The following is a 23,860-nucleotide window of genomic DNA, read 5'->3' on the forward strand; positions in this document are numbered from 1 at the left end:
TGAGTTTCTTAAAAGCTTCATTCGATTCAAAGATATTTTCATTAAATAAGTTTTAACACATAAAAATTAATATTATTTAAATGAATACGATAAAAAGTCAACATTCGTTTACTCGATGCAATTATAAAGAAAGAAGGGGCTTGCATAAAATTACAAGCCTTCTAATTTTTCAACCTAATCAAAAAAAAGACATATAATTGAAAGAGAGTTATAAGATTCAATAGTCTTATAACTCTCAGATATATTTTAGTTGTTATCAGCACCAGCTTTTACATCATCATTTTTAACTTTAGTCTTTTTAGTTTCTGTAAATTTCATTTTACCGATTTTGTAGCTAAATGTCAATTTAATGTTTTGGTTGTAAATATTGTTGACACTTACTTGGCTAAATTGTGGCGAATTAAGTGTGCTTCTCATCACCATTCCTCCAAAAATATTGTCAACAGCTAAACCAAGGCTACCTTTTTTGTTTTTGAAATCTTTTCTTGCTCCAATCGAATACATTCCCATACCACCTTGAGTACCTTGTAATTGTACACGATTTCCTCTATATCCACCGAATGCTTGAACTGCCCAACCATTTTTAAGTGATAATTGTGATTGTAAACGTCCGCCAATTACAATACCCGAATTGCTAATAGTTGATGATATTCCATTCACGCCCACTTGTTGTCCTTCCAAATAATTATAGAATAAGTCGATTCCGCCATTAATTGTCCATTTTGAAGTAATAAAGAAGTTACCAAAAATGTTTGTTCCGAAAGTTTGTTCTTTACCGATATTTTGGAAAGTTGAGATAACCGCTCCAGCCAATGTATCAGATGGTGTTGTGATACGCGTAATTGAGTTATTTGTTTGGCGTCCAAAAAGTGATACGTTCAAATATGTTTTCTTGATATTGGTGCTTAAACTCAACTCAACGTTATTAGAAATTTCTGGTTTTAAGCTTGGATTTCCAATTGAAATACTTTGTGGGTTTGCAGCATTATAATTCGGATTTAATTGTTGCAAACCTGGGCGTTGAATACGGTTATTATAGGCCAATTTCAGCGTTGAAGATTTTCCAACAGGTTTTGAGATATTGATACTCGGAACTAAATTTCCGTAAGCAGGAATTACAATATCACTATTTTGGTCGTTGGCTGTAATTGACGTGTATTCGTAACGAGTACCAGCTTTGATTGTGAGTTTCTTTTTAGTTGTAAAAGTGTAAGAAACATAACCTGCCGCAATATTTTGGCTATAATTAAGCAATCCTGCTGGATTTCTAGCATCAGTAGCAAACGAACCAGTTGCTCCAGCGATTCGGTATTCGTAATCACTATTTACTTGACGAATAACAGTTTTCAAACCAACCTCAAACATTTGATTCTTTTTGATAGGAGTTTGATAATCAGTTTGTAAAGTAATTTCGTTGTTAAAGTTTTTATTCAAGTTTTTCTGACGACTCAACAATTCTTGCGAGTTACTCAAAAGGTCAGCATCAAAATTATTAGTTAATTTGTTTTGGCTAAATTGCCCTGAAACTGACCATTCTTGCGAAGGTTTGAAAGTACGAATATAATCAAGGTTAATATCAACCGAATTTGATAAATCTTTGCTAGTCACATCTCTAAAAGAAGTGGAATTGAGAAGATTGTTAGTAAATTGATTGATTGTATAATCTTGCGTACGAGTAAAATTACGCGTTCCGAATGCAACTGATGCAGTTAAAGATTGGTTTTTAGCTAAATCGTAGTCGAAACCTAAGTTATAACGTCCAAATAAACCATTATCATAAGCGTCAGCAGTTTGATTTGTTAAAATCGTATTGCCATTTTTAATAGTGCTTTGATCTAATGTTGTATAAGATTTGTTATAAAATGCACGGCCAAAACCACCCAATGTTACCCCTAATTTTCCTTGACGATAATTTCCGTTCAAACTTAAATTTGAGCCACGAATACCAACACCTGAGTCAAGATTCAAAGTAAGTCCTTGTAAAGTAGATTTTTTCAAGATGATATTGATAATACCGCCCGAACCTTCAGCATCATATTTGGCTGATGGTGACGTAATTACCTCAACGGTTTTTATTAAATCGGCAGGAATCATCTTCAATGCATCGGCGATGCTACTTGCAACAATAGTTGACGGTTTGTTATTAATCAAAACTTTTAAGTTTGATGTTCCACGAAGTGAAACATTGCCATCTAAATCCACAGATAACATTGGCACTTTGCGAAGAATATCGGCTGCGTCACCACCTTTTGAAGTGAGGTCTTTTTCTGCATTATAAACCAATCTATCAACTTTTTCTTCAATCATTGATTTTTCGGCAGTTACCGTAACTTCATCTAATTGCTTTACGTTTTGGGCTAATTTAATGACACCCATATCGTTGTCTTTTCCTTTTTCAACTTTTACTTCAATGGTTTTGTCTTTGAAACCAATAAAAGTAATAACCAAGTTATATTCACCAGCAGCAATTCTATTCATTGAGAATTTACCTTTTTCGTCGGCAACCGTTCCGTCAACAACTTTTTTTGTTTCTTTATTATAAAGAGCCACGTTGGCAAACTCAACCACTGTTGAAACAGATTCATCAATTACGAAACCAAATATTTTTGAGTTTCCTTTTGGTGCATTTCCATCAAGGTTAAGGGTTGGTGCTTGTTCAGTTTTTACTCTTCCATTACCATCACTTCTTTGTCCCATTCCACCCGGACCACCAGGTCCAAATTGTGCATTAACCAAACTTGTGGCAAGCATTATAAATGTGAATATTTTAAATAACGTTTTCATTGTATTATTTTTTTATTGTTAAAATCTTGATAGAAATCTGTGTATTGTTGAATTCTGACACAAATCAAAGCCTAAATTTTGACATCGTTTTTGTAAATAGATAACTAGGCTTACCAACTCGACAACTCGGCCAATAATTCGACAATGCCGAAGTGTAGAATATTAGTGTTGATTAGTCGATTAAAAAAGCCTGATTGTAGAAAATATGGCAAAAATGCCTTAAATATGACCAAAATACTTGCATTTGAATGGTATTTTAATTGAACTTTGATACATTATTTATGAGCTTGATACGTGATTCGTACTCAATTGGTCGTTTTAAACAAGTTAAAGAATGCAAACTTTCATTCAGCGGAATAGGATATTTTTATTACACCTCTCTTTTTGGTGTTTATATTTTTCGTTTTTTTTCTATCAAATTACCTTTTCTCGACGTGGCGAAGAAACAGATTATGTTAGAGCCTTTTTTGATGCTTTTACACAGATACTTTTTACTGCTTCAGTGAGTTATCTAAATTATTTTTATTGGCTTCCTCGTTTTCTCCAACATAAAAATATTGGCCGTTATTTATTAGAGTTTTTTGTACCTTTTGCTATCATTATTACCCTACACATTTTTTTAAAAAGGTATATTTATTTAGATATAAAAGATGCAAAATATTTTCTGTATGCAACCAAATTTATCGTTCAGCATACAATGATTATGTTTTTTATAGCCATTTTTGTTGGAATGTTAAGGTTCGCTCAAGATTGGTTTGACCTTGAATCAAAGAAAAAAGAGGTTGAAAATGAAAGACTTACAGCCGAGTTGAGGTTTTTGAAAGCACAAATAAATCCACATTTTTTGTTCAATACACTCAATAATTTATATTATCTTGCTATGATTAATTCTCCGAATACGACGGAGGTAATCGAAAAACTTTCGCAAATGATGCGTTATATGCTTTATGATTCTAATCATCCGAAAGTTTCGTTGAATAAAGAAATTGAGTACATGAAAAATTATATTAGTTTGGAAAAACTACGTTTAGATAATCAAGTACCCATTAGTTTTGAAATCAACGGTAATCCAAGTGAAGTTCAGATTGTGCCTTTAATTTTTATTACTTTCCTAGAAAATGCTTTTAAGCACGGTGTTAGTAATAATTCGACGGGAGCTTATGTTAATATTGTGATTGATATCGAGGGTAAAAATTGTACTTATATTGTAGAAAATAGCAAATTGCCCAAAAACATGGAAAATACTAATGAAAAATCGGGTATTGGCCTGCAAAATGTTAATCGAAGATTAGATTTGAGTTATCCAAATAATTATGAATTAATCGTTGATGAGGATGATAATGAATATCGAATTGTTTTAAAACTCAATTTATCCTAGTGAATTATTGATTTTTCTTGCCTATTTATAATAGAATTTCCACCATTGATATTCAGAAAATGCTTACTTGTATCATTATCGAAGATGAGCCCTTAGCTCGAAATTTGATGGAAGCGTACGTTCAGAAAGTGCCACATTTGCAATTGCTCAAGTCATTTTCGAGTTCGTTGGCAGCTTTAGATTTCTTGAGAGAAAATACAGTAGATATTCTATTTTCAGATATTCAAATGCCTGAAATTACAGGCATAACTTTGCTAAAAATTTTACAAAAAAAACCTTTAGTTATTCTTACCACAGCTTATTCAGAATATGCTTTGGAAGGATATGAACTAGAGGTTTTTGATTATTTATTGAAGCCAATTAGCTTAGAAAGATTCTTGAAAGCCGTTGAAAGAGCTACTATTCGACTCACACAAACTCAACCAGTGATTCATGAAAAAATTGTTCAAGAAATTAGCGTTAATTCTGAAGGAAGTCAAGCTTTTATTTTTGTGAAAGATGGTACAAAACTGGTTAAAATACGCTTAAATGAAATCTTGTATATTGAAGGTTTAAAAGATTACGTGAGTATTCATACCAAAGAAAAAAAGGTGGTTACACTCCAAACAATGAAAAGTTTAGAAAGTCAACTTCCTGATAGTCAATTTATTAGAATACATAATTCATTTATTATTGCCTTTGATGCTATTGATGCGATTGATAAAGAAAAAGTACAAATAGGCAAAAATTTTCTACCCATCAGTGATACCTATCGAAAAGTTTTCAAAGAATTTATTGAGAAGAAGCAGGTTTCGTAATTATCCGATGAATTTTATTTGTAGAATCGGTTCGAGGTTTTAATGTATCAATTTTAAATTTTTGAGGGAAGTTGAGTTGTATCGCATCATCGGTTGCACTCAATGCCGAAACCAAATATTTTACTTTATCAGTTTGAATAAAATCAGGATTTTTTCTGATTGCTTCCAAATTATCTTGTTCGGTTTCAACATTCCAAACAGCTACTCTGAAACCTTTATTGTGAGCAATTATAAGTTGTTCGGCACTAATATCATCATTTGAAATTGTAATTCCGTATAGATTTAGTTCAGTGGCGGTTGTTAAGCCTTCTTCAAAAGTCTGCGGATAAATGAAAAGTTTGAATCTTTCGTTTTTTCTAGCCAAAATAGATAAAAAATTTTTGTCATTCGACTCAATAAAGACTTTTCTTTGAATATCGTATTTATTGACAATTTTCACGATTGCATTGGCAAAAGTAGATAAATATTCATCGTTTCGAGTATCAGCATTGTATAATTTACAATCGAATGTAAATTTGAAAGTACCCAAATCATTGATATTAGAAAACAACTGCTCTAATGAAATGATTGAATATGATTTGTAGGGCATTTGGTCATAATATCCATTCTGTATCTCGTCAAAATTATAGGCACTAACCAAGCCATTAAGGTTAGTTTTGGTTGTCAAATCAGAATCGTGGAAAGCAACCAATATGCTATCTTTTGTCATCTGAACATCAATTTCACTGCCATCTGTTCCAAGATTCAAACAATTAACGATTGATTCAAACGAATTAATCGGATAAATTGACGAAATACCCATTCCTGCATGACCCAAAACTGTGATATTATTGCGATTAAGATTAACAATCGAAAAAATCTCAGATTCTTTTTCACACGAAGAAAGCAACAAAATGATTGTAATCAAAGTAGCATTTTTCATAGAAATGACATTAAAAACCATACCCTACTGATAGGCCAAACCAATTGTTATAAACTTTATTTGTAGAAATAATAGGAGAGTAGTTTAGCCGAAAAATTGGGCCACGTTTATTTTTTTGATACCGATAGCCAACCGTAAAATTTGAACTAAGTGTAGTTTTTCGTTCGATTGTAAATGTACTTGTGTTGGTCTGTACTACGTTGGAAATGGTTTGTCCGAGACCTACTTCTAAATGGTGAATTTTGCCATAAAAAGCATTAATTGAGACAGGAAATATTAAATCGGGGTTAAATTTGCCCTCAAAATCTCTTAAATGTAATGTACTTACGCCAACTCGCAAACCAACATTTAACTTCGGATATTGTTTGTTCTTTTGGTGAAATAGCACTCGTTCATAATTAACAGAGCCATAACCTCCCGTTCCAAAAGCTTCAAGATAAATCAAATTCTTAACCATTTTCTCGGTATTTATTTGTGAAAATGATTTATCTTGAAAGCCACAATATAAGATTATCAATAATACTGCTTTTTGTTTTAACATTACCAAAAGCAGTTTTTATTTAAACTTAGCGGTCAAAGTAATGATATTTGCCACCATTCCATTACTTCGATTATAATGTCCGTAACGCAGCTCGGCTGTATTCCAATGTTTAATTCCTAGTACACCATCTGGCGGAGCAATTCTGACACCAGCACCCCAAAATGCACTTCTGAAATCAGAAATATCGAAGTCAGAAGTATAATAGGTTTCATCTAATTTGTGGCTGTTTATAGGAGCAAAATATTTCACTGCTGTTTGTGTATTGTAGCGATAATGCGGTGTTATCGAAACAAATGAGGTGATTTTTATTGGTACTTCAAAGCTGAATGTATGAGCTTTCATGCCCCAATTATCTTGATAATAGCGATAGAACGAACGAATAATAAATCGGTCTCCTAAAAAATAACTGGCACGTAAGCCAACAGGAAGTTTGGCTCGTGTTCCTGGTAATTTCTCTACTTTTAAAGTGCCATCCGTAAAATATACACGGTGGTATGGTGTACTCAATAACCCTTCTTGGTATGAAGGTTCAATAACCGCCATGATTTGCAAACGCTTATTGATTACCTGTGAAACGCCAATCGACATATTGTATGAATTTCGACGTTTAAAATCTATATTATTATCTCCTTCAGCACCAGAACCATAACCATCGGGGCGAAGTTCGTAAGGTAAAATCACAGACCAAGTATCAAAGAAAGCACCTAATTTTAGACTTAGTTCGGTATTATTATCTTTGGATGATTTGGCAAAGTTGATGTTTCCACCATACGATTGGTAATCCCATTCTGTTGAATAAGAGAAACTTGAACCAAAAGTCGTATGTTTTTTATCGTCTTTTACACTCCAAGAAAGTGTAGGATAAAAGTGAACATCTGACATTGAAGCAGAAGAAACAGAGCGAGGGTCAATTTTGTCAGACGAGGCCGAAGAATAATAATCAATCGAAGCATCGGCTGTAATGGTGTGTTTACGCTCTTGTCTATCAATAAATGATAGTTTTAAATCCAAGGAGTTTGCAAAGTCAATAAGTTTTTCTGAACCAATGCCACCTGTTACCGCCGAGTGATTTCCTTCTTGATTATAATAACTCGAAACAATATTTACTTCTTCTAATTTAAGTTTTCGAAATCCACCTTCAGTTGTTGGCTTTGAACTTAACTTATATTCTTGGCTTGATAATGGTTTTGTGTTGGAATTCGCTTTTTTGAAAAGATATTGAGTACTGTTAATCTGAGCAAATGCACCAGTCAAAATATTGGCATATAAGCCGATTGTTATGATTGTTTTCTTCATGAAAAGGATTTGATTTAGTTAGCTAAAGTGCTAATTATCAATATTTTGTAATTTTGAAATAGATGATGACTTATTAATTACAGCCACATCCACCTCCGCTTTTACCACCGTTTGCTCCTGAAGCACCTTCACGGTATAGATAAAAACTTGTTTCAAATTTTTCTGCTTTACGGGCAGCTAATTCCATTTCTGAGTCATTGATTCGGTTTTTTTGGTATTCTTTTACGGTTACGCAAGAAGCCATAGAACCAATTAAACATGCAAAAAGAACGAATATTTTAATTGATTTCATGATATTTTGATGTTATTCGATGTGAAAATTTGATTGTCGTCATCAATAATAATACAGGCAATTTGCTGCATTTGATTGATAAGACTGAGTCCCGCCGATACGCCCATTACTGTCACAGGAGTTGCCATTGCATCTGCTAATTCAGCATTTGGGCAAATGATAGTTACACTTTTGATTCCAGAAACTGGGAAACCTGTTTTTGGGTCAATGGTGTGTGAATATTTCTTGCCATCAATTATTACATATTTTTCGTAATTTCCCGAAGTTGCAACTGCCAAACCACTAATATTAAGGTAAGAAAAAGCCACATTTTGCTTATCTGGGTCGGCAATAGCGATTGTCCAGGGTTTTCCATTTGGTTGATTTCCCCAAGTTGTTAAATCACCAGCAGCATTTACGATACCGCTCTCAACGCCATTTTGAATCAAAATCTGTTTAGCTCGTTCGGCGGCATAGCCTTTGCCAATTCCACCAAAACCGATTCTCATACCTTGTTTTTTCAAAAAAACTGTTTGATTATTTTCATCTAAAACCACATTTTGATAATCAATTAAATCAACACTTTGCTTAGCTGTTGCTGCATCTGGAAGTGATGTCATTGCTTTATCAAAATTCCAAAACCGCTTATCAAGCGACCCATAAGTAATATCAAACGCTCCATCAGTTAATGTTGAAATTCGTAACGAACGACTAATTAAATCAAAAACTTCTTTATCAACTTTTACTGGTTTTTTTCCTGCATTTTGGTTGATTTGGTTTGTTTGACTATCATCATTGAATGTCGTCAGTAACTTTTCAATTCGACTTATTTCTATAATTGCATTATCAATCTGACTTTCTGCCCAACTTTTATTATCACTTACTACACTGATAGTAAAGCGATTACCCATTAGACGGAGCGTTTTGTGATGAATTTTATTTTCGTGCATTGAGAATTGTTTGAATTTCCTGCAAGAAGGATTCTGTGGTGATTCCAGCTGGATAGCCATCCCATTCTTTCAGTATTTTTCCTTCAGGGCTAACCAAAACTGTCAATGGAAACTTCCCTTCTTGATTATATTTATCTGCCAGAGCTTCATTGAGTGCAATTTGTTTTTTATCTAACTGATTTTTCTTTAATCTTGGGAAATCTGCTCTAACCAGAACCAGGTTTTGTGTAGCATAGTCTAAAAACTCAGGGCTATCCAAAATATCTCTTTTTAATTTGATACAAGGCCCGCACCAGTCTGACCCTGAAAAATTAATAACAATACATTTTTTATTTTGGACAGCTTCCGATTTAGCTTTGCCGAAGTCAGAACCCCATTGTGGCGAACCTTCAAGAAAAAATAATGTAAGAACGATGCTTAAAAATTTCATTTTAGAATTAAATATTAGCGTGATTCAAATTAATAAACTACCAATGTTTTTCCGTCAGTTGCAACCTTGTACACAGATAACCCTCCTCTACCATTGCCATTTAAACCAGAGCCAGTCAACGAAAATCTTGCTCCGTGAGCAGTGCAATACCATTCATTATTATAATAAATAACCTGTTTTTTAGGTTCATGCGAGCAAACCACTGTAGCCGCAATGTATGTATTCGCTTTTGAAAGTGCCACCACTACACCACTTACAACAACGTAACCGCCAACTGTTTTCAACTTTGAGTAGGTCGAAGATGTTAAGTCAATTTTAAGCTTTGTATTGGTGATTTTATTTAGCTCTTCAGTTGTGATAACGCCTGTTGCATTGGTTGTCGTCGTTGTAGTTGTCCCAGTTGTGGTCGTTCCCGTTGTCTCAGTTGTAGTAGTTCCAGTTGTGCTTCCATCTGGTGAAACCGTTAAGGCATTAACATATTTATCATCTTCTCTAACACATGAAGTTAAAAGAGCCATTAAAGCAGCACCACTAAAACCCATTGATTTCAAAAATTCGTAACGTGTCATAAAATTTAATGTTTTTTTAAATAATAGTTTGTACTTGTTAATACGTAATAATATATATAATAGTGGGTCGAAATTTTATTTCTTTTAAGTTAATTTTGTTTTAATTCAAAGACGAAGCCTGATTCAAAAAGGTTGATTGAAAATCTATTTCTTTTTACCTTCATCCAAAAATTTTACAAAATCTTCCACATTTGAAAAGCCAATTGGATTGACGATAGTTTTGCCATTTGCGTCAACTACGGCGTAATAAGGTTGGGCGTTATTATTAAACCTTGTAATTTCTAAGTCCATGTTTTTATCACCAATGGTGGTTTTTAACTCATCATCATAATTCGATTTGTAGTGCTTGTTGATAGGTAATTCCTTTTTGTCATCAACATAAAGCGAAGCAATTACGAAATCTTGTTTCAAGCGAGCCAAAACTTCGGGTTTTACCCAAACATTTTCTTCCATTTTTCGGCAATTTGCACAAGCATAACCCGTAAAATCTAGTAAAAGCGGTTTATTTACTTGTTTTGCATAAGCTAGTGCATCATCATAATCGCTAAAACCTGATAAGCCATGAGGCATCGGGCGAAGTTTCTCAGTTGGAACGCCAACAATTGCTGTGTTATTATCTTGTGGAGGTAATATTCCTGAAAGCAACTCTAGTGATTTGCCTTGAATCACTCCAGGAAGTAAGTAAGCTGTAAATGCAAAGAATAAAACACTAAAAGTGATTCTAGTCCAATGGTAGGTTTTTACTTTGGTATCTTTTGGTAAACGGATAAATCCTGAGATATAAAGTGCAATTAATCCAAAAATAATTATCCAAAATATTAGAAAAATATTGCGATGAAGCAGGTTGAAATGATATGCTTGGTCGATATTACTTAAAAACTTCAATGCCAACGCAAATTCAGCAAAGCCCATTACGGCTTTCATTTCGTTCATCCAACCGCCCGATTTTGGCAGACTTTTGAGCCATTGTGGAAACATTGCCAAGAGAGTAAAAACTAAGCCAAAAGGTAGTCCAAAGGCTAACATTCCCCAAAGTGGTCGCCAAACTTCACCTTGAGCAGCCAAAATTAGCAACGAACCTACAAATGGGGCTGTGCAAGAAAATGAAACGACAACGAGTGTGAGTGCCATGAAAAAAATACCTAACCAACCGCCACTTTCTGACATTCCATCAATGCGATTGACAAATTGATGCGGTAAAACAATCTCAAAAGCACCCAAAAGAGATACACCAAAAATGATAAAAATAACGAAGAAAAGAAGATTTGGCAGCCAATGAGTACTAATAAAATTGAGAAAAGGAGCTCCAAAAGCCATCGTAACGAAGCCTATCAACGCAAAAACAAACATGATTGAAAAACCGTAAAACATCGCTTTTCGAGAACCGTCTGTTTGTTTGGTAAAAAAACTTACGGTCATTGGCATGATTGGGTAAATACAGGGCATAAACAAATTGGCAATTCCCGCCAAAAAAGCCACAGAAAGAAAACCGAGCAAAGACTGTTGTTCTTGCATGAAAAAATGTGTTTAATAAAACTATAACTAATAATACGTATGACCTAAAAAAACAGTGGGGTATTGAGAGGAGAATTTTATCAATAAATGTAGGTGTTTGATAGTCAATCTATTAAAGAAGAAAACAATTACTTGTAAATCTTTGAATCGAATATGATTTTGAAAATTAGAGTAATTCTCAAAATTTGATTGACAATGCCTTCCTGAATATTTTACAGAAAGGCATTGTTTTATTTTCAACCATGTTTATGACCTTTTGGTGGTTTTGATTGGTGCTTGGTCGAATCGCCTGAAGGTTTGTGACCTAGTGAATCAAGTTTAATATGAAGCGAATCATGCGGTGGTCTGTGTCCTAAAGAATCACCAAGTATTCCATGTGGACGATGCCCTAAAGAATCTCCACTCACCCCGTGTGGGCCATGTCCTAAAGAATCAACTCCGCCATGCTTCGGTTTATGTTTGGTCGAATCGGTTATAGCAGCTGAGGTAAGATTATTTACCGAAGAATCTGGACTTAGACTATCTTTATTACACGAAATAAGTTGGATACTCGCAAGAGCAAAAATAGAAAATAACAATGTTTTTTTCATTTCAATTTGATTGTTTTAATGGAGTGAAAAATAAATCCAATACTAAAATTTCGATAATTTACTCAATAGTCTAGGCCTAAACTTATTTAGAATAAACGACGGATTTGCTTATAAAAAAGGTTGCATGAGGCTGATTAAATTTATAATTTATCAGTTTTTGCGGTTGATTTTTTACGTTTTAATGAATAATCAAAAAGGCCAATTTTAAAACCAGTATTTGCAGAAAACCCTTGATAATCAGTATTGTAACCATTTGAGTTAAAAGCTAGGCGATAATTAGCCCCGATGTGAAATTTTACAAAACGAGCCAAATTTGCTTCTGCAATAATACCAGGTTGAATAATTTTTGAAATATTTCCACTTTCATCATCATAATCAGTGTGAATCACATTTGGGTCAATTCCATCCGTTGGAAATACACCACCATCTCGGTCGCCTCTAAATGCGTGATGCTCTCCAAATTCGCCCAAACCATTCCCGCCAACGCCGATTACAAGAGGAAATGAAACATGAATAGCAGCATCAGGTTTTAATGTATATTCAAGTTTTAATCCAGCGAAAGAACCATTAATATTTGAACTTTGATTATTTCTAAAACTCCCAAATCCGGTAACCCCAACACCTAATTTTTTGTTAAACTGAAGCATAAAAGAACCACCACCCAATGAAGTAAAACTGCCTCCTAATTGCCCATATTGATATTCTGGAGCAAAATAAATACCTAAATAATTTACTTTTAAGGAAGCTTTTTTTCCACCAAAAACAGTTCTAATCGAAGAAGTTTTTGTAGAATCCTGTCCTATTGCATTTGTCGAAATAACCAATGCCAAACTTGCTAAAAAAATAATTAACCTGCTGAATCGTCCCATGTTATGTATATTTGTTTTATAAAATTGATTTCACCCACCATTACGCTAGGCAGGCAAAAAAGGTGGGGTGAATTTTTTAAAATACTGTGGTTTAACTTATTTTTAAAAAGAGATTGAATTTTTATTCAATAATTACCCCACCATTTTTTTTTATTGTTCGTAATAGATTAACAAATACCTAAAACCAATTATAATTTTGTTTTTTAAGAAAAAAACATTTTCAGAAGATAACCTTGAAAGCGTAATAAAGGCTTGTATTGACCAAAATAGTCAAGCCCAACGAACGCTTATCAAACTCTTTTTGGGCTATGCTAAAAGTATTTGTTCAAGGTACTCTAGCAATGAACAAGAAGTGGAGGAAATTATCAATGATGGTTTTTTGAAAATTTTCACGAATCTATCAAAATACGATACTACTCAGCCATTTAAGGCTTGGTTACGAACAATTATGGTCAATACGGCCATTGATTATTATCGAAGTAACCAAAAATATCATTTGCAAATAACGGTTGACGAAATTGAAATTACCGACTTTGATGACGACATTATAAGTCAGCTTTCGGTTGAAGAAATCATGGGGCTTGTACGTAAATTATCTCCAACTTATCGCATGGTATTTATTTTGTATGTAGTTGAAGGGTATAAACACCGAGAAATTGCCGAACGTTTGGGTATTCAAGAAGGTACTTCTAAATCGAATTTACAAGATGCACGAATAAAACTTCAAGAAATGATTAGAATACATTATCCTCATTTATTTGATATTTATGCGGTTAAAAAACATAAATTAAATGAAAACTGACAAATTTGATGAAGAGTTTCGACGAAAAGTCGAGAGTTTTCACCCACCATTCCGAGATGATGAAATTGACCGAATTCAGGGTTATGTGAATCAGCACATCCCTCTGAGTATTTGGCAACGCTTTGGCCATGTATTTACTTATTCAGTAGCTACTGCCATTATCGTTTCTTTATTAATCACCACTTTATATCAAGCGAATGAAAATAAAACTTTACTAAACAAAATTTCAAGTCTAAATAAACAATTGGAACAAAAACAAGTAATTGTAACAACTTCCAATAAGATAAATATGCCCGTAACTATCGAAAAAACGGATACAATTTATGTGCTAAAACATATAAAGAAAGAAGTCGAAGTCGCTAGCATATCTAACAATTTTAGCGTTGAAATGACAGATATTGCTTCAACTGATGAGGCTAATTTAGTTTCAATCGAAGAGAAAAGTAGTAAAAATATCTTACCTAATTCAAAAAGAGTTTTTGCTGATAAAAATGCTTCGCCTGATACTAAATTGAAAACTGAGACACGTTCTTTAAACTTAATTGAAAATGAAAGGAAAGAAAAATTATCTTTGAATTCTTTGAATAATACAAAAAATAAAAAATACAACGATCTGAAAAATAATAACAGAAATGTTGAAAAAACTGTACGAACAAGTAAAGCAAGTAAAAACGATGTTACAACAGCGGATGTTTTCAAAAATGGCATTGAAAACTCAAATCAAACGGTTATTGTTTCAGAATCTCAATCCAATAAAACGCTTGAATTAGGAACATCTGAAAATAGTAAAGTGTTGATTATAAGTGATTTGAAAAGCAAAGGTTTTGGTTTGTTCGACTTGAAATATCTCTTTGACTTATCAAATAGAAAAATCAACTTACCTCAAGTTAGTTCATTACCAAAAAGCCGTTCGTCATTCAAATTTTCAAGTATTTCAGCTCCAAACTTAAAATATCGTGTTGGTTTAGGGGGAAATGTTGATAATTCTCAAATAGGGTCGAGTATTCTAACAGATATTTTATTTGCAAAAAGATGGAGTTTAACAACAGGAGTAAATGTCTCTTTTCTTGGTTTTGAGCATTTTGGTGATGAGGATGATTTTAAACGAAAAACAGATAAGGATTTTAGAGAACAGCATACTGTTAATGTTCCAATTGGTAATTCGATTGAGAATATTGAGGCACACCAAGTTTTGTTTCGAGTGCCAATTTATTTGAATTACCGTTTGCCATTCCAGAAAAATTATACAGGTTTGTTTGCAACAGGTACAGACCTAGATTTTAATCTAAAACAATTTACGTCGTATTCACATCGAAACTTTGCAATAGATGATGAACATGAAGGACTTATCGAAAAAATACCAGTTATTCCTTTTAATAATTGGATGATTTCGACAGGAATTGAGAAAAGATGGAATCAATTTTCACTTCAAATGAGTCCTTATTTTGCTTATCAAATTAAACAAGTTTCGTACAGGAAAAATGATTTTACATTTGGTTTAAAACTAAATGGATTTTATAGAATCAGTCGATAGATGCAAAAATTTTAAGCATAATAAAAGATAAACTTGAATATAGAGGAAATGAAGAATAGTTTTTAAAATCAGTATAAAATGTTAATTTTGAGCAATTTGATTTTCTAAACAAAACCTATTTCAAAATATTAACTATGAAACAGAATCAAAATTTAGCTCAAACCACTTTTTTGTTTTTGTGCTTTTTGATTGGTACAATTTCAACATCATTTGCTCAATACGGTGGTTATGGCGGTGGATATGGAGGATACGGTGGCTATGGCAGCGGTTATGGTCGTGGCTATGGTAATCAGTTTAATAATCCAAGCTTTGATAACGGAAAACCCAAACCTCCACCAGACCCTGATGAAGTTGCTAAAGAAGAGACTAGGATAATGGTAAAAAAGCTAAAATTGAATGAAGAACAAGAAATTATTATTTCTTCACTCAATGAAGATTATGCCTATCAACGTAAAGATTTATATGAGTTGATTAAAAAAGATTTTGGAAATTCACAGCCAACTCCTGCTCAAATTGATAATGCCAAAGAAAAAATGGCTGCTTTAGAAACTAAAAAAGATAAAGAGCTACAAAAAATTCTAACAGAAGAACAATTTGAAACATACCAGGAAATGAAAGCTAAAAATCAAAAAGGAGCAAAAGGCGGAAAAGGGAAAGAGGTTAAACAATAAAATTAAATCAAATGCTTAATCTTGCATATTAGAGTTTTACCTTGATTTCCTATTCGGTAAAATATCTAGTACAATATAAGCGTTTATTTGTTTTATTTGTATTGGTGAAAAAAAAGCAATTTAACATAGCTATCATTTATAAATTTAAAAAAGCGGTCATCTACTGCTTTTTTTTGATGCTTTTATGTTCGGAAGTTTTCGCACAAATCAATGATTCTGTACTCGTCAAACAGCCTGATACACTTCGTGCTAGATTAAGTTATGCAATCAATTGGGATGCTCGAAGCTCAATTATAAAAGCTAAAAATGTTAATATTTGGGGAGTGAATTCTGGAATAATTATCGGAAAAAAGCGTAACCAAATTACTTTAGGCTACTATTGGCTTAATCTGAATTCTTATTTGCGATTGCTAGATTTGCGAAAAAGTGCAGCCAAAAGAGTAAATATTGATTATTATACCAAAACTGATATTTATTTCTTTAGTTTAATGTACTGGAAAAATTTTGTTAATAATCGAAATTGGCAATTGAGTGTACCGATTGAAGTGGGTATTGGAGCAACAAAAAACCAAGGAGTTGGATTATTCGACGAAATCCAAATCTGGAAACGCAAAGATTATTTTATCCCAATTCAAGTTGGTCTTTATGTTGGCTGGAAAGCAACTCGCTGGGGTGGGTTGTCAGTGCAAGGTGGTTATCGTTATGCTTTGTTAGAAAAAAATATCCCCGATAGTTATAATGGACTTTATTATAGTGTTGGATTAAATGTTCGTCTTGCATTAATAACTGACATCTATCATTGGGTATTCAATAATAAATCGCCAAAAAAAATTATTAACGAATGGCATTTACGAAAATTATAATATTACTTGGTTTTAAAGTAAATTTATTTTTATATTTGTCCATTCAATAACAAAAAAATAAAGAAAATACTTGTAACAACATATAATTTTGTTTTATCTTTGAACCAAAATTAAAAACGCAAAATTTTTAGCATTTCAATGCAACCTTTTGCAAATTTCAATCGTCATCTATCATAGAATATAAAAAATATTAAAGATAAAAGTTGTGTGGATTTAGTAGCGGGAAAGGCTGGGGTTATTTACTCCAGTCCTTTTTTTTTGTATTATTTTCAAATAAATCGTGAATTTAGAGCTAAATCTATTTTAGAGATAATATATTATAGTTTTTTCATAAAAGTTGTGTGGATTCAATTAATAAAGGCTGGGCATTTTGACCCAGTCTTTTTTTAATCAATGTTTTTCTTAAATTTGTTGTTCAGTTGACTTATACTTTTGCAAATTATTGCATAATTTGATTCATAAAACCGACTTTATTAATTGTTTAAAATCTATCAAATAGCTGATTTTCTAGATACAACAAAGAAAAATATTCAGTTTCATATCAATAAACTGGAAGGAACTCCACCTGCAAAAAATATTATTAGACCTCATAAACATCAATTTTATGAGGTCTTCTTGGTAAAAAGAGGTTTGATTAAACAAAGTGTTGATTATAAAGAATTTGAGATAAAAGGCACTACTTTATTTTTTATTTCTCAAGGCCAACTTCATCAATGGGAACGAAATAATGAAGTTTTTGAAGGATATCGATTAATGTTTACCGAAGAGTTTTTGTTACTTGGGCAACCGAATAAAAACATTCTTTTTGAGTTAATTTATTTAGATAATCTGTATCACAATCCTTACCTTGAACTTACGGAAAAGAATGCAAGCCAAATCATTGCTTGTTTTGAATTATTATTAGAAGAGTTTCAGCTGCAAGATGCTCGTGAAGATGCGTTGAGTTCGCTCGTTTTTGTTCTTTTGGTGAAAATCCAACGTCTTTTTAATGCTTATGAATCAAACCAATCTTCAAAACATCAAATTGTTGTTTATAAACAATTTATATATCTAATTGAAAAACATTTAACTGAAAATCTTTCGCCTAGTGATTATGCTGAAAAATTGTCTATTTCACCTCGACATTTGAACCGAATTGTTCAAAATGTTGCAAATCAAAGTGTTACAGATATTATTCAACAAAGAACAGTCTTAGAAGCGAAACGCCTTTTGAGTTATACAAATTTAACCATTGGCCAAATTACTGATCAATTGGGTTTTGAAGATACATCTTATTTCTCTAGGTATTTCCGAAAGATTACTCACTGCTCACCCTCTGATTTTCGGAACCAAATGACCGAAAAATACCTAAATTAGCCTTAATTATCCTACCAATTTGGATTGATAAATAAATAGATTTGTAATTATCTAATCTAAACTTATTTATAACTGTCTATTCAATCAATAATGATTAATAATCTACATTTGAGTAGTATTTTGAAAAACCATAATACTACTATATTCGTATGCTTCCTAATGAATATGCTCGACGGAATGGATGTGATGGTGATTTCTTATACTGCACCTTCGCTTGCAAAAGAATGGGATGTTAGCCCCGAAATGTTAGGTCTTATATTTAGTACTGGATTATTTGGAATGGCCATTGGAGGGATTTTTTTAGCTCCTTTTGCAGACCAAATTGGCCGACGACGCACAATTATTATTTCGGCATTAATTATGGGAATCAGTGTTTTTTTGACCTGTTTTTGCCAAATTGTTGAACATTTATTGATTTTACGTTTCATAAGTGGACTAGGAATAGGCAGTATGCTGGCTAGTACAGCCACATTAACAGCCGAATTCGCACCCAAAAAAACCAAAGATTTTTGGGTTAGTTTTGTTATGGCTGGTTATCCATTAGGTGCTGTTTTTACAGGTCTGTTAACTGCGGCAATTATTCCGATTTATGGTTGGAAAATGGCTTTTACAATATCAGGAATCATTACTTTTTGTGCTTTGCCCTTAATATATTTTTTCTTAGCCGAGTCTGAAGATTACTTATCAAAAGTTGAGATTAAGAAGGTAATAAAAGAAGCAAAGGAGGTGCTAGAAAAACTGCCTCCTGAGGCCCATGAGCTTTTGCCTCCATTTCCCAAAGTAACAATTGTTAAAAACTCAGTTTCTTCAATTTTATCAAATTCGTTTAGAAAAAAAACAATTTTACTTTGGGCTGCCATTTTTATGGCTTTCGCTACGCTTTATTTCTTGACTAGCTGGATTCCAAAATTAGCTACGACTGCTGGCTTATCGGTTTCATTAGCAATCTATGCTGGAACTGTATTTAATGTAGGAGCTTTCTCAGGAATAATCGTACAAGGGTACTTATCTGCAAAATTTGGTTTACGAAAAATCATTTTTTTATTTCTCATAACTACAGCCAGTTTAATGGCAATGTTTGGGTTTTTCAAAGGCTCAGATTTTATTTTAGTTCTTTTTGGATTGATAGGTTTTGGGATTCAGGGGGGATTTGTAGGCTTGTATTCGGTGGCTGTTCGCCTTTATCCGACAGAAGTGAGAGCAACGGGTGTGGGTTGGGCAGTTGGTTTGGGAAGAACGGGGGCAATCGTCGGGCCAATTATTGGAGGGATATTCATCGCAGCAGGGTATTCAATGGCTATCAATTTTTTTCTATTTTCAATACCACTCATTATTAGTGGATTAGCAACGCTTAATATTCAATTTTCCGATTCAAAATAAACTTATGCAAGCAACCATTTGGGATTTGGCTCATGTAGCCCATGTAGAATTATTTACGCCAAAATTAGAAGAAAGTACTCGTTTTTTTACTGAAATTATGGGTATGTCTATTAGCGACGTAAAGAATGATTCGGTTTATTTACGAGCGTACGACGATTACGAACATCATACATTAAAGTTAACGGCTCATAAACACGCTGGAATGAAGCATTTTGCTTGGCGAGCCAAAAGTCAGGAAGCTTTGATGAGGAGAGTGGCTGCAATCGAAAAATCTGGTTATGGAATTGGTTGGAATGATGGCGATTTGGGTCACGGGCCAGCTTACACTTTTCAATCGCCGAGTGGTCATTTGACCGAAATTTATTTTGAAACTGAAAAATATAAAGCGGTTGGTAGTAATATTTCAGCCTTAAAAAATACGGCAAGCAAATTTCCTGCAAGAGGAATAAACGTTCGTCGTATTGATCATTTGAATCTTTTTGCTAAAGATGTTCGAGCTTTTAGGGATTTCCAGATGGAGAATTTAGGCGGAATTTTAACCGAAACAATAGTTGATAATGCTATTGATTTGAATCCAAAAGCTGTTTGGTTTTTAGTGAATTCAAAATCTTATGATTTGGCAGTTACCGAAGACCATTTGGGAATGAATAACCGATTTCATCATGTAACTTATGCGGTCAATAGCCGTGAAGAAGTATTAATTGCTGCCGATATTTGCCTCGAAAATGGGATTTTTATTGAAACGGGTCCTCATAAACATACAATTCAACAAACGTTTTTTCTGTATGTGTATGAACCAGGAGGAAATCGGATTGAAATTGCTAATACTACCGCAAGATTAGTGCTTGACCCAGATTATGAAACCATCGTTTGGACACAAGAAGAACGCAAAAAAGGGCAGGCTTGGGGGTTGGCAACTGTTAGTAGTTTTCATACGAAAGGAACACCAATGCCAGAAGAATTGATAGATTAAAAAAAGTAAAAAACTATGAAAAAGAAACTTTTAGTTATTGGAGCCCATTCGGGAGATTTTGTTTGGCGTTCGGCTGGAACAATCGCCAAGGCGATAGAAGAAGGAGCGGAGACTTTAGTTATCGCAATGTCGTACGGCGAGCGTGGCGAGTCTGGTGAACTTTGGAAAGAAAATCCAAATCGGACAGAAGAAAGTGTCAAAATCATTCGCCATGAACAAGCTCAAAAAGCTGCTGATGTCATTGGTACACCGATTCGTTTTTTGGACTGGGGTGATTATCCAATGATTATTTCTGACCAAAGAATTGAACAATTAACCGAAATTATTGGTGATTTTGAGCCAACTGTTATTTTGACTCATTCCGAAAAAGACCCTTTTAATCCTGACCATCCATTGGCTTTTCAAGCTACTCAACGTGCAAGATTATTGTCAAGTGGTGCAGGTGTGCCAAGTGCTTTCAAAAATATCGACCCACCTGCATGGTATTCTTTCGAGCCTCATCAGCCCGAATTATCTAGTTTTATTCCTGATACTTTTATTGATATCAGCTCTGTAATTGATAAAAAAATGGATGCAATGGCCTGTATGGGAGCTCAAAATTATTTGAAAGATTATTATGCCGAATTAGCTTCCCGAAGAGCAAATCATGCAAGACGTATTTCGGGTAAAAAAAATATCAAATTTGCCGAAGCCTTTCAAAGTCAAGTGCCGAGGGTAACGAATACGATTTTTTAATATAAAAAAATGAATATAAGTAAAGAATTGATTGCAGAAATCAGTCGGTTTTCGACAGCGACATTGCACGAGGCGATGGGTAAAACAGGAAATTTGCCTTCGGGAATAAAACCAATTAGTCCAAAAATGAAAGTTTGCGGACCAGCATACACCGTAAAAACGATGCCTTGTGATAATATGCTGCTTCACAGAGCTTATGCTTACGCAAAATCAGGTGATGTTTTGGTTGTTAATTGTTCAAATTTTTACGAAGCTGGGTATTGGGGAGATTTGATGAGTTTAGGTGCAAAAACCAAAGGAATTGCTGGTTTAGTGATCGATGGTTGTGTGCGAGATGCTGATGATATTGAAACGATGGGTTTTCCTGTTTTTAGTCGTGGTTTGTGCATAAAAGGTACTGGAAATCAGGGAGAAGGAACACTTAACGAACCAATTATCATGGGTGAATATATCGTAAATCCAGGCGATATAATCGTTGGTGATAGAGATGGAGTAGTGGTGATTCCACAAAATAAAGTAGAAGGAACAATTGAAAAAGCCATTGCCAGAGAAGCAAAAGAGGAACGTACTAGAGCAGAATTGAGAAAAGGAAGAAATTCTTTGCAAATCTATGGTTGGGACGAAAAATATGGTTACTAATTTCAAAAATATGAATGATAATTTAACAATTGCCATTTTAGGTCTTGGCGAAGCAGGCTCACATTTTGCCAATGATTTGGCGGATTTGGGCGTGAAAATTATAGGTTTTGACCCAAATCCGAAAAGAGTTTTACATCCAACCATTGAGATGAAGTCGAGCAATTTGGAAGCCGCTCGAGAAGCAACTATTATTTTTAGTGTCAATCTTTCTTCAGTTTCAGAGGAAGTAGCTCGTGAAGTTTTTCCTGTTTTAGATGCGTCAAAGATTTATTTAGAAATGAATACGTCTTCTCCTGATAAGAAAATTGCGATTTTTGAAATGATAAAATCTACTTGTGTAAAATATGTTGATTTGGCCATCATGGCTCCAGTTCCACCAAAAGGCATTAAAACGCCCTTTTTGGCTTCTGGTAATGGAGCTAAAACTTTTCAAGAAAAAGTAGCCGATTTAGGTTTGGATATCACAGTTTTGAGCGAAGAAGTTGGCGAAGCTTCTACCAGAAAATTGTTACGGTCAATCGTTTATAAAGGTGTGGCAGCGGTTATCTGCGAAGCCATGGAAGCAGGTCGAAAATATGATTTAGAAAGCTACATTCGTGAACAAATTAGTTCAGTAATTGGTGGAAATGATGGTTTAATAGACCGTTTTGTTGAAGGAAGCAAAACGCATGCCCTTAGAAGAATGCACGAAATGGAAGCAGTTGTTGAAATGCTTGAAAATCAAGGAATCGACCCAATTGTATCAAAAGCTGCACGCCAAAATTTAGAAAAATTATTATAAAAAAATGCAAAAAGCTATTCCATTTATGCAAATTCGAGGAGGAAGCTCCAAAGGTTTGTTTTTCAATGCCTTAGATTTACCTATCGACGAAGATTTACGCAATAAAGTTATTTTAGCAGCAATGGAAGGCGTTGGTTTGGGTGATAAACGCCAAATAGATGGTTTAGGTGGAGCGAATTCTTTGACGAGTAAAGTTGCTATTGTTAGCCGCTCAACTAATAAAAATGCTGACCTTGATTATTTATTCATTCAGGTTGTACTCGGAAAAGGGGTTGTTTCGACGGTACAAAATTGTGGAAATATCCTTGCGGGGGTTTTGCCATTTGCCATAGAATCTGGTATGATTAAAGCTAATAATCCAACTACGGCTGCCAGAATAAATATGATCAATACGGGTGGAATTTGTGAAGTAATTGTCCAAACGCCTGATTTTGAAGTAGAATATGCAGGAAATGCCAGCGTTGACGGAGTTTTGGGAACGGCTGCCCCGATTGTCTGTAATTATCTTGATATTGAAGGCTCGACTTGTGGAGCATTATTGCCTACTGGAAATATAATTGATATTGTTGATGGTATCGAATTGACTTGCATTGATAATGGAATGCCTTTGGTTGTGATGCGAGCAACTGATTTTGGAATAACGGGCTACGAATCTAAGGAAGAATTGGATAACAATGAAGAACTCAAAACTCGTATCGAAAATATTCGATTAGCAGTTGGTCAAAAGATGAATCTTGGTGATGTCAACAATCAAACAATACCCAAAATGTGTTTAATTTCACCTGCTAAAAATGGTGGTTCAATCAATACACGAATGTTTATTCCACACGTTTGTCACGAAGCAATTGGCGTTTTGGCCGCCATTTCAGTGGCAACTTGTAGTTTATTGCCTCATTCGATTGCAAGCGGGATAGCTAATTTCTCTGATGAAAATAAATTACTATCAATTGAACATCCAGCTGGAGAAATGTCTATTTCAATAAATTATTCATTTGAAAATGACAAATTAATTATTAAAAAATCAGGTTTAATTCGCACTGCAAGATTATTAAGTAGAGGTGAAGTTTTTATCCCGAAATCAGTTTGGATTTAAATGTTAATTGATATTTTTTTTGTCAAATTCATGCGAATCATCCTGATATAAATCAAGTGAAAATAGTAAACTCAGGGCATTTTATTTTTTGGATATTATTTGTATTAAATTGTATTTTCAA

24 protein-coding genes are annotated in these 23,860 nt (G+C 33.8%); 13 read left to right on the top strand and 11 right to left on the bottom strand.

Annotated features, from left to right (window positions below):
* Positions 1-246 precede the first annotated feature (246 nt).
* A complete protein-coding gene (locus MJQ71_RS03755; protein ID WP_238804605.1) occupies positions 247-2,784 on the bottom strand; it encodes a TonB-dependent receptor in 2,538 nt (845 codons plus the stop codon).
* A 334-nt stretch (positions 2,785-3,118) separates the two neighbouring features.
* Between MJQ71_RS03755 and MJQ71_RS03760 the strand changes: the two genes are divergently transcribed.
* Entirely contained in the window at positions 3,119-4,162 is a 1,044-nt protein-coding gene (locus MJQ71_RS03760; RefSeq protein ID WP_238804606.1) for a sensor histidine kinase, read from the top strand.
* A 59-nt stretch (positions 4,163-4,221) separates the two neighbouring features.
* Positions 4,222-4,959, top strand: a complete 738-nt coding sequence (locus MJQ71_RS03765) for a LytR/AlgR family response regulator transcription factor (protein ID WP_238804608.1) — start codon at positions 4,222-4,224, stop codon at positions 4,957-4,959.
* Here MJQ71_RS03765 and MJQ71_RS03770 read toward each other — a convergent pair.
* The 10 genes from MJQ71_RS03770 to MJQ71_RS03815 all read right to left on the bottom strand — a co-directional run bounded on the left by MJQ71_RS03770 (position 4,934) and on the right by MJQ71_RS03815 (position 12,912).
* Complete coding sequence (locus tag MJQ71_RS03770) at positions 4,934-5,881, bottom strand: glycerophosphodiester phosphodiesterase (protein WP_238804610.1); 948 nt, start codon at positions 5,879-5,881, stop codon at positions 4,934-4,936. The two genes, MJQ71_RS03765 and MJQ71_RS03770, sit on opposite strands and share 26 nt — an antisense overlap.
* A gap of 10 nt (positions 5,882-5,891) precedes the next feature.
* The gene (locus MJQ71_RS03775; protein ID WP_238804612.1) at positions 5,892-6,422 is read right to left on the bottom strand and encodes a hypothetical protein; all 531 of its coding nucleotides are present in this window, start codon (positions 6,420-6,422) and stop codon (positions 5,892-5,894) included.
* Between the two features lie 15 nt (positions 6,423-6,437).
* A complete protein-coding gene (locus MJQ71_RS03780; protein WP_238804614.1) occupies positions 6,438-7,718 on the bottom strand; it encodes a DUF3570 domain-containing protein in 1,281 nt (426 codons plus the stop codon).
* A 73-nt stretch (positions 7,719-7,791) separates the two neighbouring features.
* Entirely contained in the window at positions 7,792-8,010 is a 219-nt protein-coding gene (locus MJQ71_RS03785) for a DUF4266 domain-containing protein (protein WP_238804616.1), read from the bottom strand.
* Positions 8,007-8,939, bottom strand: a complete 933-nt coding sequence (locus MJQ71_RS03790; protein ID WP_238804617.1) for an FAD:protein FMN transferase — start codon at positions 8,937-8,939, stop codon at positions 8,007-8,009. The genes MJQ71_RS03785 and MJQ71_RS03790 overlap by 4 nt, the downstream gene beginning before the upstream one ends.
* Complete coding sequence (locus MJQ71_RS03795) at positions 8,926-9,369, bottom strand: thioredoxin family protein (protein WP_238804618.1); 444 nt, start codon at positions 9,367-9,369, stop codon at positions 8,926-8,928. The genes MJQ71_RS03790 and MJQ71_RS03795 overlap by 14 nt, the downstream gene beginning before the upstream one ends.
* Positions 9,370-9,398: 29 nt before the next feature.
* Positions 9,399-9,938 (bottom strand): (2Fe-2S)-binding protein, encoded by a 540-nt coding sequence (locus MJQ71_RS03800; RefSeq protein WP_238804619.1) that lies wholly within the window; start codon positions 9,936-9,938, stop codon positions 9,399-9,401.
* 144 nt (positions 9,939-10,082) lie between these two features.
* Entirely contained in the window at positions 10,083-11,453 is a 1,371-nt protein-coding gene (locus MJQ71_RS03805; RefSeq protein ID WP_238804620.1) for a protein-disulfide reductase DsbD family protein, read from the bottom strand.
* Positions 11,454-11,689: 236 nt separating this feature from the next.
* On the bottom strand, positions 11,690-12,043 hold the full coding sequence (locus MJQ71_RS03810) for a hypothetical protein (protein WP_238804621.1): 354 nt from the start codon (positions 12,041-12,043) through the stop codon (positions 11,690-11,692).
* A gap of 140 nt (positions 12,044-12,183) precedes the next feature.
* Complete coding sequence (locus tag MJQ71_RS03815; RefSeq protein ID WP_238804622.1) at positions 12,184-12,912, bottom strand: hypothetical protein; 729 nt, start codon at positions 12,910-12,912, stop codon at positions 12,184-12,186.
* A 196-nt stretch (positions 12,913-13,108) separates the two neighbouring features.
* On the opposite strand from MJQ71_RS03815, the gene MJQ71_RS03820 reads away from it, so the two are divergent.
* The 11 genes from MJQ71_RS03820 (at position 13,109) to MJQ71_RS03870 (ending at position 23,739) form a co-directional block, all read left to right on the top strand.
* Positions 13,109-13,714 carry an RNA polymerase sigma factor gene (locus tag MJQ71_RS03820; RefSeq protein ID WP_238804623.1) on the top strand — a complete coding sequence of 202 codons (606 nt, stop codon included), beginning with the start codon at positions 13,109-13,111 and terminating at the stop codon, positions 13,712-13,714.
* Complete coding sequence (locus tag MJQ71_RS03825; RefSeq protein ID WP_238804624.1) at positions 13,704-15,248, top strand: hypothetical protein; 1,545 nt, start codon at positions 13,704-13,706, stop codon at positions 15,246-15,248. Before MJQ71_RS03820 ends, MJQ71_RS03825 begins: the two co-directional genes overlap by 11 nt.
* Positions 15,249-15,382: 134 nt before the next feature.
* Positions 15,383-15,919 carry a DUF4890 domain-containing protein gene (locus tag MJQ71_RS03830; RefSeq protein ID WP_238806422.1) on the top strand — a complete coding sequence of 179 codons (537 nt, stop codon included), beginning with the start codon at positions 15,383-15,385 and terminating at the stop codon, positions 15,917-15,919.
* 176 nt (positions 15,920-16,095) lie between these two features.
* Positions 16,096-16,782 carry a hypothetical protein gene (locus MJQ71_RS03835; protein ID WP_238804626.1) on the top strand — a complete coding sequence of 229 codons (687 nt, stop codon included), beginning with the start codon at positions 16,096-16,098 and terminating at the stop codon, positions 16,780-16,782.
* 477 nt (positions 16,783-17,259) lie between these two features.
* Positions 17,260-18,138 (top strand): helix-turn-helix domain-containing protein, encoded by an 879-nt coding sequence (locus tag MJQ71_RS03840; protein WP_238804627.1) that lies wholly within the window; start codon positions 17,260-17,262, stop codon positions 18,136-18,138.
* A gap of 90 nt (positions 18,139-18,228) precedes the next feature.
* Entirely contained in the window at positions 18,229-19,518 is a 1,290-nt protein-coding gene (locus MJQ71_RS03845) for an MFS transporter (RefSeq protein WP_238804628.1), read from the top strand.
* Positions 19,519-19,522: 4 nt separating this feature from the next.
* Positions 19,523-20,491 carry a VOC family protein gene (locus MJQ71_RS03850; protein ID WP_238804629.1) on the top strand — a complete coding sequence of 323 codons (969 nt, stop codon included), beginning with the start codon at positions 19,523-19,525 and terminating at the stop codon, positions 20,489-20,491.
* Positions 20,492-20,506: 15 nt separating this feature from the next.
* Positions 20,507-21,226, top strand: a complete 720-nt coding sequence (locus tag MJQ71_RS03855; protein WP_238804630.1) for a PIG-L deacetylase family protein — start codon at positions 20,507-20,509, stop codon at positions 21,224-21,226.
* Positions 21,227-21,235: 9 nt separating this feature from the next.
* Positions 21,236-21,865, top strand: a complete 630-nt coding sequence (locus tag MJQ71_RS03860; protein WP_238804631.1) for a 4-carboxy-4-hydroxy-2-oxoadipate aldolase/oxaloacetate decarboxylase — start codon at positions 21,236-21,238, stop codon at positions 21,863-21,865.
* 10 nt (positions 21,866-21,875) lie between these two features.
* Positions 21,876-22,646, top strand: a complete 771-nt coding sequence (locus tag MJQ71_RS03865) for an NAD(P)-binding domain-containing protein (RefSeq protein ID WP_238804633.1) — start codon at positions 21,876-21,878, stop codon at positions 22,644-22,646.
* A gap of 4 nt (positions 22,647-22,650) precedes the next feature.
* On the top strand, positions 22,651-23,739 hold the full coding sequence (locus MJQ71_RS03870) for a 4-oxalomesaconate tautomerase (RefSeq protein WP_238804635.1): 1,089 nt from the start codon (positions 22,651-22,653) through the stop codon (positions 23,737-23,739).
* The last annotated feature ends 121 nt before the right edge of the window (positions 23,740-23,860 follow it).

This window comes from Emticicia aquatica (genome assembly GCF_923079645.1).
Lineage (GTDB): Bacteria > Bacteroidota > Bacteroidia > Cytophagales > Spirosomataceae > Emticicia > Emticicia aquatica.